Origin of the sequence: Treponema sp. OMZ 855 (assembly GCF_024181145.1) — a bacterium.
Classification (GTDB): domain Bacteria; phylum Spirochaetota; class Spirochaetia; order Treponematales; family Treponemataceae; genus Treponema.
Map to the genome: position 1 here is coordinate 340,784 of NZ_CP051194.1, position 15,938 is coordinate 356,721.

Consider the following 15,938-nt stretch of genomic DNA (forward strand, 5'->3'; position numbering starts at 1 on the left):
TTTAAAAAAATTTTATGGAAGCAGATTTTTACCCCATCAGTCCCATAAGCCGCGCTTGAAGCCCCTTGCTCTTTGCGACCTTCCGCATTGTTTGACGGGTCTTTTCAAACTGCTTTAACAGCTTGTTTACTTCGGCAACGGAGGTACCGGAACCTTTCGCAATACGCTTGCGGCGGGGCGGCCCGATGATGTGGTGATTTTCACGCTCTTTAAGCGTCATCGACTGGATAATCGCCTTTTGCCGCTTAAAGCCTGCCTTATCGATATCCTCGGCGGAAATTTGACCGGCAAGTCCCGGCATCATATCGAGCATGGATTCAATTGAACCCATCTTTTCGACATTTTCAAGCTGGTCGAGCATATCGGAAAGGGTGAAAGTTTCCGTCGCCATCTTTTTCTGCAAGCGGGCGGCTTCTTCCGCATCGATATTTTCCTGCGCTTTTTCGACGAGCGAAACAATATCGCCCATACCGAGGATTCTTCCGGCAATACGGTCGGGATAGAACGGTTCAAAATCTTCAATTTTTTCACCGATACCGACATACAGGATAGGCTTGCCGGTTACGGTTTTAAGAGACAGCGCCGCACCGCCGCGGGCATCGGAGTCGAACTTGGTTAAAATAACACCGGTCAGCCCCGCCTGTTCATCAAAGGCTTTTGCAACCTCGGCGGCATTTTGTCCCGTCATCGCATCGGCGACGAGGAGGGTTTCTACCGGATTTACTGCTTTTTTTACCGCAGCAATCTCCTGCATCATCGCTTCGTCAATTTGCAGCCGTCCCGCCGTATCGACGATAACGGTATCAAAATCGTTTTTCCGTGCATAGATAACCGCGTTTTGTGCAACCCGTACCGCATCCTTGGTGTCTTCTTTATACACCGGCACGTCGATACGCTCCCCTAAAGAGGAGAGCTGTTCCACAGCTGCGGGACGGACGAGGTCGCAGGCAACGAGCAGGGGCTTACGGCCTTCTTTCTTTAACCGGGCGGCCAGTTTCGCGGCGGATGTCGTTTTACCGGAACCCTGCAAACCAAGGAAGAGAATAACCGACTGGGTGTCGGGGCCTTTCAGTTGCAGGCTTTTCTTTTCATCGCCTAAAAACGACAGGATTTTATCGTGGACAATCTTGATAAACTGCTGACCGGGATTAACCGATTTTAATACGGTTTCTCCCTTTGCTTCTTCTATTGTTGCATTGATAAAGCGGCGCACCACGCGGAGGTTGACATCCGCTTCGAGCAGCGCAATTTTTATTTCCTCTACCGCTTCTTCAATATTCTTTTCGGTAATGGTTGCCTTGCCGCTTATCTTGCGGACAATGCCGCTAAACGTATTGGTAATTTTTTCAAGCATTTTTAATCCTTATTCCTGCGGGGGTACGCTGATTGAGTGTTAAAAGGTGATCAATGTTTATCAGTTAAAGCAAACGAGCTGAACCCCCGCTTTTGCTAAAACCAATCTTTATTGCCGTCTTCCCAGCTAAAAAACTCCTCCGGCTGAAAAAACAGGCCAAGCTCCCGCGCGGCGCTTTCGGCAGAGTCCGACGAATGGACAACGTTGATATTGGTATGCAAAGCATAATCGCCCCGGATGGTTCCCGGCTCCGCATTCAAAACCTTTGTTGCTCCGCAGAGTTTCCGCACAATGGCAACAGCTTCATCGCCTTCAAAAGCCATCGCAACCACGGGGCCGGAGGTGATATATTGCACCAGTTCGCCGAAGAACGGCTTATCGGCGTGTTCGGCATAATGCTTCTTTGCAAGTTCGGGACTGATACGCATCAGTTTCAAGGCAACCAGTTTGAGTCCCTTTTTTTCAAAGCGGCTTAGCACTTCTCCTGCAATCCGCCGCTGAACTACACCGGGCTTCATCATTACAAATGTTCTTTCCATAATCTATTTTCTCCCATTTTTGGCGATGTCTTAAAAGTGTTTTCTTTTTCGACATTCCCCTTAATTGACACTCACTTTTTCCAGCTTCCAGATATCCCGCACATAGTCTTCGATGGTACGGTCTGAACTGAACTTACCCGATCGGGCGATGTTCAGAAGACACATCCTAGCCCATTTCATCTGGTCGCGGTAACATCCGACAATCCGCTCCTGCGCTGCTGCATAAGCGTCGAAGTCCGCCAGTACGTAATAGACGTCCGGCCGCTGGCCTTCCACGCCGTATACCAGCGAATCATACAATTCTCTAAAGCTGTTGTCAAAGGGCGGCGTATACGTCCCGTCGATAAGCTGGGTCAATGCCCTCGCCAATGCAGGATTACGGTTAAGGTATTCTTGCGGATTATAGCTGTGCTCGTGCTCAATCGTGTGAATCTCATCGGCGGTGATACCGAAAATAACGGCATTTTCAGCGCCTACTTCTTCCACAATTTCGATATTGGCGCCGTCCAGCGTTCCGAGCGTGATTGCGCCGTTCAGCATAAACTTCATGTTGCCGGTTCCCGATGCTTCCTTACCCGCAGTGGAAATCTGTTCGGAAATATCCGAAGCGGGGAAAATCTTTTCGGCAGTCGAGACGCAATAGTTTGCCGCAAACACAACCTTTAATTTTCCCCGTACACGGTGATCGTTGTTGATGCGGTCGGCGACGGTATTAATCAGCTTAATGATGAGCTTTGCCCGCCGATAGCCCGACGCTGCTTTTGCGCCGAAGATAAAGGTGTGCGGAATAGGATCATACGTCGGGTCTTCGATAATTCTGTTATAGAGTGTCATCACATGCAGGATGTTTAAGAGTTGGCGTTTGTATTCGTGGAGCCGTTTTATCTGTACGTCAAAAATCGAGTTAGGATCGATCACAACTCCCTGCGTCCGCTTGAGGAATTCAGCAAGCTGCTCCTTATTGTGTTTTTTTATCGTGATTAATTCCTGTAACGCTTCCTGATTATCCGCCAGTTTTTCAAGCTGCCGCAGCTGCGTAAGATCTTTAATCCAGCCGTCGCCGATATGCTTTGTGATAAAGGCCGAAAGCGCGGGGTTCGCAGTTAAAAGCCAGCGGCGCTGGGTAACGCCGTTTGTCTTATTGTTAAACTTCTGCGGATACAGATTATACCAATCGGCAAGCTCTTTGGTTTTAAGAATTTCGGTGTGCAGCGCCGCGACACCGTTGACCGAAAACGAACCGGCAATCGCGAGCCATGCCATACGGATTTTCCCTTCGCCGATAATGGACATCTTGTTGTGTTTTTTCCAATCGTTCGGATATTTTTCCCGCAGCTCTAGTAGGAAGCGGCGGTTTATCTCTTCTACAATTTGATACACGCGCGGCAGCAACCCTTGGAATATCTCTATCGGCCATTTTTCCAACGCTTCCGCTAAAATCGTATGGTTTGTGTATGCAAATGTTTGAGTAACAATCGTCCATGCCGCATCCCAGCCGAGGTGGTGTTCGTCCATCAAAAGGCGCATCAGTTCGGGGATTGCTACGACGGGGTGCGTGTCGTTCAGCTGGATAACATTATAGCGCGGGAAGTCGGCGAAATTCGTACCGTGTTTATGGATAAACGAACGCACTAAATCCTGTAAACTTGCAGAGGTGAAAAAGTATTGCTGCTTTAAACGGAGCGCTTTTCCCGACGGACCGGTGTCGTTCGGGTATAGCACACGCGAAATATTTTCTGCGGAGTTCTGCTTTGCAACTGCAGCGGTATATTCCATATTGTTAAAGAGCTGGAGATCGAAGCCGTCGGGAGAGGATGCTTCCCAGAGGCGCAAGCGGTTGACGGTTTTGGTGCCGTAGCCGATGATCGCCATATCATAAGGGGTGGCGATAACCTCCTCGGCATTTTCTAAGCGGTAGAGTAGGGTGCCGTCTGCTTGCTGGGTGCATATCGGGGTGCCGCCGAAGTGTACCGTTACCGCCAAATCGTCTCGGCGTACTTCCCACGGATCACGGTAACGCCGCCAATTGTCGGGATATTCCACCTGATAGCCGTTTTCTATCCGCTGTTCAAACATACCATACTGATAGCGGATACCGTAGCCGTGTCCGGGATAGTCGAGTGTTGCAAGCGAATCCAAGAAACAGGCGGCGAGCCTACCGAGACCTCCGTTTCCAAGCCCTGCATCGGGTTCTTCATCCTCGATGTCCCGATACGAGGCGGAAAGCTCCGTTAAAAGTTCTTCCATCACAGCACGCATACCGGTGTTGTTCAAGTTATTGGAAAGTGCCCGCCCCATCAAAAATTCGGCGGAGAAATAATACATCTGCCGTACATCGGGCTGCTCCTGCGCGGTTCGGGTTGCGGATATGTTGGGCTGAATGCTATCCATAACGCTGCTTGCCGCGGCATCATAGAGTTCACGTATTGTTGCCTCGGATATGTCCTTGCTGAAATTCCGTTTCAGCTTGCCTAAAATGCTTGCCCGTAAGGTTTCTTTTAACTGAGACATAAATTACCTCTTATTTCAGAATTAACACGACGGCAGTTGCCGCCAGCGCGACATATTTTTGCTGATTTTCCAAAAGCGGCGCCTGTTCGGGATCGGTAAAATCTTCCCCTGCCGGATAGGACGTATCTATCAGCCGGTACCAATGCTTTCCTTCCGGCGGTGGGCAGATTGTTGCAGTAACGTCTAAACTGCCGCCGTTTAATATGATGTAAAAGCTGTTATCATCGCGTTCAGCTCTTGTTTCCGCGGTAGAACCGTCAAGAAAATATGCCAAAAAAGACGAAGGCTGGTTCCAATCGGGGGTATTGCCCTGTGCATCATACCAGCTGATATCCTTCTTACGTCGCCCGTCTGATTGTGTACCCGTTAAAAATTCCGAACGCAGGAACGCCGGATGCTGTTTGCGCAGACGGATCAATTTTTTTACAAAGGTCAGTATGTCGGCGTTGCTTTTTGTCAGCGACCAATCGAACCAGCTTATCTCGTTATCTTGGCAGTAAGGATTGTTGTTTCCCTTCTGAGTTCGCAGTACCTCATCTCCGGCGGTCAACATCGGAGTTCCCAGCGATAAAATGAGCGTTAGCAGGATGTTTTTTGCTTTTTGCTTCCGTAAGGTTTCGATGCGGGTGTTTTCGGTTTTCCCTTCAAAGCCGTTGTTATAGCTGCAATTAAAATCGGTACCGTCCCGATTGTTTTCTCCGTTCTCTTCGTTGTGTTTTTTATCGTAGCTTAATAAATCGTAGAGGGTAAATCCATCGTGGCTGGTAACAAAGTTGATGGAATGGAAGGGCTTGCGTCCGTTGCCGGAGTACAAATCGGCGGAACCGGTTACGCGCGTCGCAAGTTCCTTGGCATGGAAAGAATCACCGCGCCAAAAGAGCCGCACATCATCACGGAAACGGTCATTCCATTCAGCCCACCTGCCGCCGGGGAAATTTCCAACCTGATAGGCGCCGCCTGCATCCCATGCCTCTGCGATAATCTTTGTCTTTCTTAATATTGGATCTTCGGCAATATGCTCGATGGTCGGCGGATTATCCATAAGCTTTCCTTTTTGATCTCTGCCTAAAATGGAGCCGAGGTCGAATCGGAAGCCGTCGACGTGCATTTCGATAACCCAGTACCGCAGACAGTCTAAGATAAAGGTCTGCACAATCGGGTGATTACAGTTGAAGGTGTTGCCGCAGCCTGAGTAGTTGCGGTAATAGCGAGCGTTATCTTCCAGTATATAATAGATGGTATTGTCCAAACCGCGGAACGAAAGGGTCGGGCCGAATTCGCTCCCCTCCGCCGTATGATTAAATACGATGTCGAGGATGACTTCGATGCCGTTTTTATGCAGTTCGCGTACCATCCGTTTAAACTCGAATACCGCCCCAACACCTTCACGGTCGGAAGCATAAGACGATTTAGGTGCAAAGAAGGCGATGGTGCTGTATCCCCAATAATTTTTTAACACGGTGCCTGTCCGCGGGTTTATTCTGGTGAGTTCATGCTCGTTAAATTCCTGAATGGGCAGCAATTCAATACTGGTAATACCGAGTTCTTTCAAATAAGGGATGGTATCGATAATACCCTGATAGGTTCCCTTGTGCTGCTGCGGTGCGTTGGGATGGCACGAAAGCCCTTTTACATGAGCTTCGTAGATAATGCAATCCTTTAGCGGATAATTGAGCGGATGGTCGCCCTGCCAGTCAAAATCATCGTGAGCTATCGCGATGCATTTAGGAAAATGAGCAGCTGACTGTTCGGTTAAGAAAGCCAAGTCGCCGTCTATATGAGGGGGCGGTGTTTGCGTGGAAAAATTTCCGTTAAAGGATTCCGTGTTGGCAAGCCCCCGCGAGTATGGATCGAGTAAATAATTGCCCGCATTAAAGCGCATTCCTTCGTACGGAGCAAAGGGGCCGTCCACACGATAAAGATACAAGGCGTTCTTCGTTAGTCCTTTTACAAAAACGTGCCAGATGTCGCCTGTTTTATTCGTACGAGAGTCAAAAGTGTATGAACAACACGGCGTGGGATCTTCGGCTTTTTCAAAGATATCCAGCGTTACCGAAAAGGCATGACGGGAAAAGATACTGAAATTCACACCGTCGCTATAGACGGCAGCACCGGCAGGAAGCGGACTACCCGGCAAAAATGATAGGTTTTCCATGAACGAAACGAAATGTAGCACGAAAAATAAAATTATGCTATACTCTCTCCAAGTCTGGGCAAACACATCAGCTTTTTTATAGTACCCCGAAAAATAAAGAGGCTGTTCAACCAGAGTTGAACCTCTTCGCGGTTCAAATGGTCTCACAGCCTCTTTATTTTTCGATATTTGATTAATAACCTGATGTGTTTGCTCCGCTTATCAAATAAAATGTGCAAAATTTTTAGCAAAATTTTGCATGAAAGGCAGCGCTTAAACTATTTCTGATGCGTTTGCCCGTCTTTCTACAAAAGTTGTGCGAAATTTTAGATAAAATTTCGCATAAAAAGGTAAAAGTTATGAAGAAGATTCCGATTGTCAGTAGTGTTGTAAGCACTGTAGAGGCGATGCAGCAGGCATGTAAGCAGTCAAACTTTAGTATTATTTCGCAGCAATTGCAAAGTTATACTGAAGCGCTTGCTGCTTTTCGATATGAGATGCCGGAAATCAAGATTATTGATTTCGGCGACCCGTCTGTTCATGCAGAGAAATGCCTTAAGATCGTAAAAGATGATCCGTGGCTGCTGTTCGGAGGCGTTATTGCAATTACCGATTCGCAGGAGCAAAAAGCAACACTGACACAGCGGAAAGAGCCTAACTTTTTATTCGTTTTAACGCGCAAGGAATTTGAACAGTATGTTGCGCAAATTATTAAAATTTTAAATCATCATGAACATTTTTTAGTTAACCGCGGTATGAGTCATCCGGCGAATGAGCTTGAACACGGCAGTTTTACCAGCGATACAGACCCGTTTGAAGTTATGTTCTATGCGAATCTTATTTCCACTTATCTTTATAATACCGACCGCGTTAACGAGGCTGAACGGAGTGCATTTCAGGGTGCGATGATGGAGCTGCTCTTGAACGCTGTAGAACACGGGAATTGCAATATCAGTTATGATGAAAAAACCGAATGGCTCAAACAGGGAAAGGATGTACTTGAGTTGATTAAAATCAAGCGGATGGATCCTGTTGTCGGAACGAAAAAAGTGCTCATTACGTATGATATTTCGCCTGAACGCACACGGATTACCATCAAAGACGATGGACCGGGATTTGACTGGCGTTCTGCGCTTGATGCTCCTTTTGAGGCAGGTTTGCACGGGATGGGTATTAAGATGAGTCAGAGTTTTGTAAAAGAACTGTATTATAATGATGCGGGAAACGAGGTCTCATTCGAGGTGCCGAACCAGAAAAACAGTGCAAATCTCACACCGGCGATTTTGCGGGATCAGGAAACCTTTCATTTTAATCACTTGCAAGTAGTATGCCGTCAAAACGACGAATCGAATAATCTCTTTTATATCCGATCCGGCCGCTATGCCGTTTATGTCAATAATACGCTGTTAACGGTGCTGACGCCGGCAGATATCTTTATCGGAGAGATGGCATTTCTTACTAATGATACGCGGTCGGCAACGATTGTCTCAATCGGAAAGGGAACGTTGGTGAAAGTGCCTAAGATGAAATTTATGAAGCTGATAGAATCTTATCCCCATTACGGTATCTTTTTGTCGCGCCTTCTTGCCGACCGCCTTGCGCGTCAATCACGCGAAAGCGCATCGCTCAAAGCCGAACTCAAAGCCTTGAAAGATTGAGGTTAGGGTAATCGGCGCGTTTACAAAGGCTTATACATGATTTCTAAGGGTTTAACGGTACTTGAATTACTCGATCTCGACTTAACGGAGCACGATGCCCTTCACCTGCATTGCGTGTGCGGACAAAACGGGTTGACGCGCAGCATTACCGTTGCGGATTTAAACCGTCCCGGCCTTGCGCTTTCAGGTTTCTTTGATTCTTTTGCTTATCAGCGTGTTCAGTTGTTCGGTAGGGGGGAGTGCGCCTATTTACAAACACTTATCGAAAGCAATACCGTAGAAAATATAAAAAAAATGATGACCTACGATATTCCCTGCTGTATCTTTTCTCACAATATTCCTCCTCCTCCCGTGTTCTTAGAGCTGGCACAGGAAACGGGGTGCCCCGTGCTGCAAACGGATCTTTCCTCCAGTGCACTTTCCGTGCGGCTGATGCGTGTTCTTTCCAATGTATTCGCTCCGACTGTAGCGATACATGGCGTTCTGGTAGAAGTGTATGGCCTCGGTATCCTCATTTTAGGTGATTCGGGGGTGGGTAAGAGCGAAACGGCACTTGAGCTTGTAGAGCGGGGGCACCGCTTGGTGGTTGACGATGTTGTCGAAATTACCTGTATCAATGGAAACAGTTTGATCGGGCGGGGCGCTCATAAGACAATCGGGCATCACATGGAAATACGCGGACTCGGCATTATCAATATCATGCAGCTTTACGGCGTCCGCTCCGTGCGGGAACAAAAGCAGATACAGCTGGTGGCTAAGTTGGAAGAATGGGATTCACATAAAGTATATGACCGCATCGGTACTGAGGAACTTACCACCGAGATATTGGATGTAAAGCTGCCTCTCTTGGAAATACCGGTAAAATCAGGACGGAATATTCCGATTATTTTAGAAACAGCCGCAATGAACGAGCGGCTTAAAAGTATGGGCGTTTATTCTGCGAAAGAATTTAATCAAAATATTCTGCGCTGGATGGAAAGTGATACAAGCCGGGTACCGTATTATTCGGCGGATGATACCTATTAAGGAAAATATCTATGGTAACAAAGAAGATTGTTGTGCAAAATCGCGCCGGCATCCATGCGCGTCCCTCATCGTTGATTGTACAAACGGCAAATAAGTTCCAGTCGAATATTATGTTTGAAAAAGAAAATATTACCGTCAATGCAAAATCCATTATGGGTGTAATGACAATGGCAGCGGGGTATAAAACCGAACTGACCGTTTCTGCCGACGGCGCCGACGAAGTCGAAGCAGTTGCCGCGCTTGAACAGCTTTTTGCCGCGAAATTTGAAGAGGAATAACGCGAAAAGATGAGTGTTCCTTTATGGCTTTTTACCGGCCCCGAATTGGGGGAACGGAACGATGCGCTTGAAGCGCTCCGGAAAAGTGCGGAAAAAAAATATGGGCAGCTCGACAATCATCTCTTTTATGCAGCGGATACTTCAATAGCGGTTGTGTTGGATGCCGTTCAAAACGGTTCTTTGTTCGCGGAAGCTCGGTTTGCCGTTGTCAGAAACGCGGAAGCAATCAAGAAAAAGGAAGATATACAGGCGCTTACACAGTGGGCTGAACAGACACCCAATGAAGACGGGGCGTTTTTAGTGTTGATCTCCGATGAAATCGGTATCGATAAAAAAATTGAGGGGCTGGTACCTAAAGATCATAAAAAAATATTCTGGGAACTGTTTGAAAATAAAAAACAGGATTGGATCCGCCGTTTTTTTGCGCAGTCGAAAATCGGTATTGAACAGGATGCGATCGAGGTTCTGCTGGAACTGGTAGAAAATAACACCGAAGCGTTAAAAACGACTTGTGCACATATCAGTCTCTTTTTTGAACCGGGAACAACGCTGACGGCGGAGACTGTTGAACGTCTGCTTGCTCATAACAAAGAAGAAACGCCGTTTACGCTTTTCGATGCGCTGAGTAATGCCAATCTGGAATATGCGCTGAATATCCGTCAAAAGCTGACCCTTTCCAAAGAATCTTCGCCGGTACAGCTGATTGCAGGACTTACTTACTGCTTTCGGCGGCTGCGTGACTGGCACAATCTTGCGCAAACCGGCGGGCTTGACGATTTCAGCTTAAAAAAAGCAGGCTTTACCTCGAAAAAAGCAATCGACCAATATCGCCGGGCGAGTAAACAGTGGAGTGAGCAAACCGTGTACCGTATTATATCGCTCTTAAATAAAACCGATATGCAAATCCGCACGATGGGGCAAGAACTGTCGGGAGTGTTGCTCGACGCCTGCCTTTACAGCATTATTTATAATCAAGGGCGTGAATTGGCGGCGTACAGCAACGCTGCACGGTAGTGTATTTTCAATTGACACAATCGACCGCGCAGTATACAATTCCGCAATATTTTTCAAACAATCAGCAAAACAGAACCTTTCGAGCCTAATTGACAGGGACGTTTGAGTTCAACACAGGAATGATATGAGTAAAGAACAAAACAATCAGAAATTAGTACATTGGGCGGATCAAACCGCGGAGAAGATTATACGCGAGCGCGGCGATTTGGAATCTTATACCTGCGCTTCGGGAATTACGCCGTCGGGAACCGTTCACATCGGCAACTTCCGAGAAATTATCTCGGTTGATTTAGTTGTACGCGCCCTACGCGACCGCGGCAAAAAGGTACGCTTTATTTATTCGTGGGATGATTACGATGTGTTCCGCAAAGTGCCTGAGAATATGCCCGGAAAAGAAACGCTGCAAAACTATCTGCGGTATCCTATTACAATGGTACCCGACACAACGGGCCGCGACACGTCTTACGCGCGTCATCACGAAGTGGATGTAGAGCAGGTATTGCCGAAAGTCGGTATTCATCCGGAATTTTTATATCAGGCTGAACGGTACCGCAGCGGCATGTATGCCGAAGGTATGAAAAAAGCGCTGCAAAACCGCGGCAAAATAAAGGATTGCTTAAACCGCTATCGCGACGATGAGCATAAAATTCCCGCAACGGAAGAATATTGGCCGGTTGCGGCGTTTTGCTGCAATTGCAATAAAGACACTACCGAAATTGTTTCTTACGACGGCGAATACGGATTGGAATACCGCTGCACAAGCTGCGGCCATCAGGAAAAGGCCGACTTACGTACCTCAAAGGAATTAAAACTCGGATGGAGAGTTGACTGGCCGATGCGCTGGCAGTTTGAAAAAACGGTTTTTGAACCTGCCGGAAAAGACCATCACAGCCAAGGCGGTTCTTTCGACACGGCGCGGCTTGTCGCGGATGAAGTATATGATTGGCCTGCTCCCGTCAGCTTCCGCTACGATTTTATCGGTATCAAGGGCTTGCCGGGTAAAATGTCCTCGTCAAAGGGAAAGGTCATCAGTCTGTCCGATGTTTTAAACGTGTATCAGCCTGAAATTGCGCGGTACCTGTTTGCCGGAACGAGGCCGAACACGGAGTTTTCCATCAGCTTCGACTTGGACGTTATCAAAACCTATGAGGATTACGATAAAACCGAGCGTATCGCATGGGGTGTCGATAAGGCTAAAAACGATGAAGTGTATGCGAAGGAACGCCGCATCTATGAACTCTCGCAGGTTGAAGGGATGCCGTCCTGTATATCGTATCAAATTCCGTTCAGACACCTTTGTAACCTTTTACAAATCAATGCCGGAGACATCGCGGCGGTCATGAATCTTTTGCCGGATATGAAGGAAGAACAGCGGGAGCGTTTTGAAGCACGGGCAAAGTGCGCATGGTATTGGATTACCGAATGTGCGCCGGAGGATTTCCGGTTTGCCCTGCGTACCGACGGCGGCAAGGCGGAACTTTCCGCAGCCGAAACTGCTGCACTCTGCAAAATCCGCGATGAGCTGTTACCCCAGATGGACGCGCTTGATGAAAAGGCTTTTTCAACTGCGCTGTATGATGTAGCTCATGCGTGCGAAATCGAACCGAAAGCGCTGTTTACCGCTGTTTATCAGGCGTTGATTGGGAAAGACCAAGGACCGCGCCTTGCCGGTTTTATAAAGATAATCGGAAAGGAACGGCTTGCACAATTGCTTTCATTCTATTAGAATACTGCGCAAATGGCAAAACATGGTTGCACTTCGGCATTGGATGTAAATTCTGTACTCGAAAAAATGGGGAAGGTATTCCGCTGTTGTTGCCTTTCCCTTTGCAGCCATTGTTTCATTTTAATGAATCTTTTTAAACGCTCTTTTTTAAGGGCGTTTTTTTTTGTGAACACGGATGGGCATCTCTAAAAACTCGGTTAGATTTTTAGAGATGCCCGACGAGTATTTTTATAAATTGTTATACTGTAATAATTTATAAAAATACATCGCAAAAAGTTTAAGGAGAACCTCTAAAAAACTGAAGTTTTTAGAGGTTCTCGGATGCTTTAAAAAGCTGACCGCGTTTATGTATGTAATTTAATAGAGGAGTTTGATATGAAACAAGTTATTATGGAAGCGGAATCGCTACAAGGGTATTTAACATCGAAGGATAATGCATACCTTAAAAAATTGGATGAATTGTATAATCAGACAATGCAGCAATTTACGTTGCTTGATGCTGCCGCAGATAAAAAAGAAAAAGATGCAGCTGAAACTGAGATTATCGCATTGTATGATAAAATGGGAAAGATTTTGCAGGAAATCTGCAAAGAAGTACCCCAGCTCAAGGTCTATTCATTCAATACCGATTTTGCAAGCCATGCGGAAGCCTCCCGCGTTATGGCAAAACTGCGCAGCAGTGAAACCGGTCATAACGAATTCATCTATTATACTCAACGCGCCTTTGAAATGCTCTTCAAACTTGCGTATAGCGGGAGCCACGAGGATAGCAAAAACTATCTTATTTCCAAAACGCCGGTTACCGTTCCCGTACAGAACTACGCCGTGCATAAGATCAGCGACATCGATCATAAAATAGAAAACACCGTCATGTGTGTGATGTTGCGCGGTGCGCTCCTTCCGTCGATGATTATGTCCAAGGAGATTGAAGAATATTCTTCACACGGCTATGTAACCCCGTTCGCATTGTTTAAGATCAAACGGGATGATACAAAAAAAGTCGATGATATGCAGTATGTCCTTAATTTGGATATGTCGTATTTCAATTTGGAAGACTTGAACGGAAAAGACCTGATCTTTGCAGATCCGATGAATGCAACCGGCGGCAGTTTGATTACCGTTGTCAAATACCTTGAACGGCAAGGAGTGAAACCGAAATCGATCAGTTGTTTCCATGTCATTTCGTCACTCAAAGGCGCTTTGTGTGCAGCCCGGGCCTTAAAGAATTGTACGGTATACACGTTGTGGATGGATCCCGCACTGAATTCTGCGGCCTATATTCTTCCCGGGCTGGGAGACGCGGGCGATAGAATCAACGGTGTCGATGAAGCAGAGCATCCGCGGAATATGATTCAGCTTATTGCGGATTACGGCGCGACTATCGCGGGGCTTTACCGGCATCAGTTGAGAGCGATTGAGAATGTGGTGCTTCAAAATAAATAAGCGTATCGATGAGACAGCGGTTCAATCGACAGCAGTAGCGACGGTTCAACAGATTCCAGCTGTTAATTCTGCCGAGGGTATTCGCAATATTGCTGATCGGGTGCCTAAAAACAGCATACTGTTTTTACTGGTTTTTTTTATAACCGCTGCCGGTTTGTTTGCAAAGGGTAATGTCGATTCCGAAACGGCGAAAGCCTATTTTGAGATTGCTCAAGCCTATACCGAGGTGACTAAGTACGACAAAGCGGCGGAGTTTTATCTAAAGGCGGCAAAGGATCCTGCGCATAAAAATGCGGCGGAGTATAATTTGGCACGAGTGTACGGGCTGCAAGGCGATTGGGGAAAGGCGAAGAACATCCTTGAACGGCAATATAAAGATGCGCCCGGCAATGTGCTGATTGCAAAAGCGTATGCCTACAGCCTTGCGGCAACCGGCGATGAAGCACGCGCCTGTGAAATGTACAAAAAACTGTACGATGAGGATTCGGAAAACCCCGAAGCGGCACTCAATTATGTTCGTATACTGATTCTTTCCAAACGGTATGACCAAGCGCTTTCTTTTATTGAAGAGATGAAAACCCGTTTTACCGAAAGCACTGAAAACAAAGCTTTCGCCGAACTTGAAGAAAAAATCAAGAAAGCGCAGGAAGAGCCGAATAAAGACGGTAAAGTGCAGAACAAGACTGATACGGCAGACAGTACCGAAAGCCGGATGGAAAAAGGCGCGTCCGATTCTAGAACCGAACCGGCTGCTGCGAAAACAGCGGCTGACGCCGAAGCCGCGGAGGTAAAGGTAAAAGATGGAAAGAAAAAATAATCGGTTTGTCAGCAACATAGGGTTTATTCTTGCCTGCGTCGGTTCGGCTGTCGGTATGGCAAATGTGTGGGGTTTTCCCTACAAGCTTGGGAGCAACGGCGGCGGTGCCTTTTTGCTCATCTATATCTTATTTGTTATCCTTTTCGGATATGTCGGACTTTCCGCAGAATACGCAATCGGCCGTCGCAGCGGTACGGGGACGCTCGGCTCCTATGCCTATGCATGGAAGCACGGCCGCAAAGACCTTGAGGGCATCGGTAAGATAATCGGATGGCTGCCCTTGGCGGGTTCAATCACAATCGCTATCGGGTATGCTGTTATCATCGCGTATGTACTCAAGGCTTTTATGCAGTCCGTACTGGGCAGTATTATGACGGTAGAACCCGGACAGTGGTTTGAATCCTTTGCCTTTCAGCAGTTCAGCGTTGTACCCTATCACGCGGTTATTATTATTGTAACGCTGCTGACCATTGTGCTCGGCGCACATACGATAGAAAAAACAAATAAAATAATGATGCCGCTTTTTTTCATCTTGTTTGCGGCATTGGCTGTTCGTATGGCATTTTTGCCCGGCGCTTTTGCAGGGTATACGTTTTTATTTACCCCCGATTGGAATCATTTAAAAAATCCGTCCGTGTGGATAACTGCGATGGGGCAGGCCTTTTTCTCATTATCTATTACCGGATCGGGGATGATTGTATACGGCGCTTATTTAAGTAAAGATCATGACTGCGTAGCGGGAGCAAAAAATACCGCATTGTTCGATACCATCGCGGCGGTTGTTGCAGCCCTTGTGATGATCCCCGCGTGTTTCGCTTATCGGATGGATCCTGCAGGCGGTCCCGGTTTGCTGTTCGTTGTCCTCCCTTCCATTCTTCAAAAAATGCCCGGCGGCAGAATATTCGGTATCATCCTCTACCTCGTCGTCGTGTTCGGAGGAGTTTCATCTTTGCAGAATATGCTTGAAGTGGTCGCCGAATCGCTGATGCATACGTTTAAAGGCTTAAAGCGAACTGCAGTGATTATCGTTCTCGGCGTCATCACCTTCGGCATCGGTGTATTTATGGAACCCATCGCAGAAACCAAGGGCGCAATTCTCGGCGGCTGGGGCGCATGGATGGATTTGGTCTCCACATATATTATCCCGATCGGTGCAGTGCTCGGCGCTGTTTCGTGGTTCTGGGTAATGAAAAAAGATGAGCTATTGGACGAAATCAACACCGGAGCAAAGAAACGCTACGGCAACGGCTGGTACTACCTCGGTAAATACGTGTACACGCTTTTCGCACTGTTTCTGTGCGTTGTCGCATTGGTGCGCGGCGAGGGATTCTAGAGCATAGGCCTAATCCGGCTGTTGATGATGTGTTCCGGCGGGTGTTATGGTAGAAGGATATAGCTGCTTGGAGAGGTGTCAGTTTAGATTGAAGGCGTGTAGTTT

12 protein-coding genes are annotated in these 15,938 nt (G+C 47.2%); 8 read left to right on the plus strand and 4 right to left on the minus strand.

Going from position 1 to position 15,938, the window contains the following annotated elements; translation table 11 throughout:
- Positions 1 to 28 precede the first annotated feature (28 nt).
- The 4 genes from ffh to glgX form a co-directional block, all read right to left on the minus strand.
- Positions 29 to 1,354, minus strand: a complete 1,326-nt coding sequence (gene ffh / locus E4N65_RS01710) for a signal recognition particle protein (protein ID WP_253673782.1) — start codon at positions 1,352 to 1,354, stop codon at positions 29 to 31.
- A 95-nt stretch (positions 1,355 to 1,449) separates the two neighbouring features.
- Positions 1,450 to 1,893: a nucleoside-diphosphate kinase gene (ndk, locus tag E4N65_RS01715; RefSeq protein WP_253673783.1), complete on the minus strand. Its 444-nt coding sequence runs from the start codon at positions 1,891 to 1,893 to the stop codon at positions 1,450 to 1,452.
- Positions 1,894 to 1,953: 60 nt separating this feature from the next.
- Positions 1,954 to 4,404 carry a glycogen/starch/alpha-glucan phosphorylase gene (locus E4N65_RS01720; RefSeq protein WP_253673784.1) on the minus strand — a complete coding sequence of 817 codons (2,451 nt, stop codon included), beginning with the start codon at positions 4,402 to 4,404 and terminating at the stop codon, positions 1,954 to 1,956.
- Positions 4,405 to 4,414: 10 nt separating this feature from the next.
- Positions 4,415 to 6,559 carry a glycogen debranching protein GlgX gene (gene glgX / locus E4N65_RS01725; protein ID WP_253673785.1) on the minus strand — a complete coding sequence of 715 codons (2,145 nt, stop codon included), beginning with the start codon at positions 6,557 to 6,559 and terminating at the stop codon, positions 4,415 to 4,417.
- A 338-nt stretch (positions 6,560 to 6,897) separates the two neighbouring features.
- Here glgX and E4N65_RS01730 point away from each other — a divergent pair, with 338 nt between their 5' ends.
- From E4N65_RS01730 to E4N65_RS01765, 8 genes are all read left to right on the plus strand, one after another.
- Positions 6,898 to 8,196: a cyclic nucleotide-binding domain-containing protein gene (locus E4N65_RS01730; RefSeq protein ID WP_253673786.1), complete on the plus strand. Its 1,299-nt coding sequence runs from the start codon at positions 6,898 to 6,900 to the stop codon at positions 8,194 to 8,196.
- Positions 8,197 to 8,232: 36 nt separating this feature from the next.
- Positions 8,233 to 9,222, plus strand: a complete 990-nt coding sequence (hprK, locus tag E4N65_RS01735; protein WP_253673787.1) for an HPr(Ser) kinase/phosphatase — start codon at positions 8,233 to 8,235, stop codon at positions 9,220 to 9,222.
- A gap of 11 nt (positions 9,223 to 9,233) precedes the next feature.
- Positions 9,234 to 9,500, plus strand: a complete 267-nt coding sequence (locus E4N65_RS01740) for an HPr family phosphocarrier protein (protein ID WP_253673788.1) — start codon at positions 9,234 to 9,236, stop codon at positions 9,498 to 9,500.
- A 9-nt stretch (positions 9,501 to 9,509) separates the two neighbouring features.
- On the plus strand, positions 9,510 to 10,514 hold the full coding sequence (gene holA / locus E4N65_RS01745) for a DNA polymerase III subunit delta (RefSeq protein ID WP_253673789.1): 1,005 nt from the start codon (positions 9,510 to 9,512) through the stop codon (positions 10,512 to 10,514).
- 124 nt (positions 10,515 to 10,638) lie between these two features.
- A complete protein-coding gene (gene lysS / locus E4N65_RS01750; protein WP_253673790.1) occupies positions 10,639 to 12,240 on the plus strand; it encodes a lysine--tRNA ligase in 1,602 nt (533 codons plus the stop codon).
- Between the two features lie 360 nt (positions 12,241 to 12,600).
- Complete coding sequence (locus E4N65_RS01755) at positions 12,601 to 13,683, plus strand: uracil phosphoribosyltransferase (RefSeq protein ID WP_369792420.1); 1,083 nt, start codon at positions 12,601 to 12,603, stop codon at positions 13,681 to 13,683.
- Positions 13,661 to 14,500, plus strand: coding sequence for a tetratricopeptide repeat protein (locus tag E4N65_RS01760; RefSeq protein ID WP_081984387.1), 840 nt, complete (start codon positions 13,661 to 13,663; stop codon positions 14,498 to 14,500). Before E4N65_RS01755 ends, E4N65_RS01760 begins: the two co-directional genes overlap by 23 nt.
- Entirely contained in the window at positions 14,484 to 15,833 is a 1,350-nt protein-coding gene (locus tag E4N65_RS01765; protein ID WP_044013846.1) for a sodium-dependent transporter, read from the plus strand. The genes E4N65_RS01760 and E4N65_RS01765 overlap by 17 nt, the downstream gene beginning before the upstream one ends.
- The last annotated feature ends 105 nt before the right edge of the window (positions 15,834 to 15,938 follow it).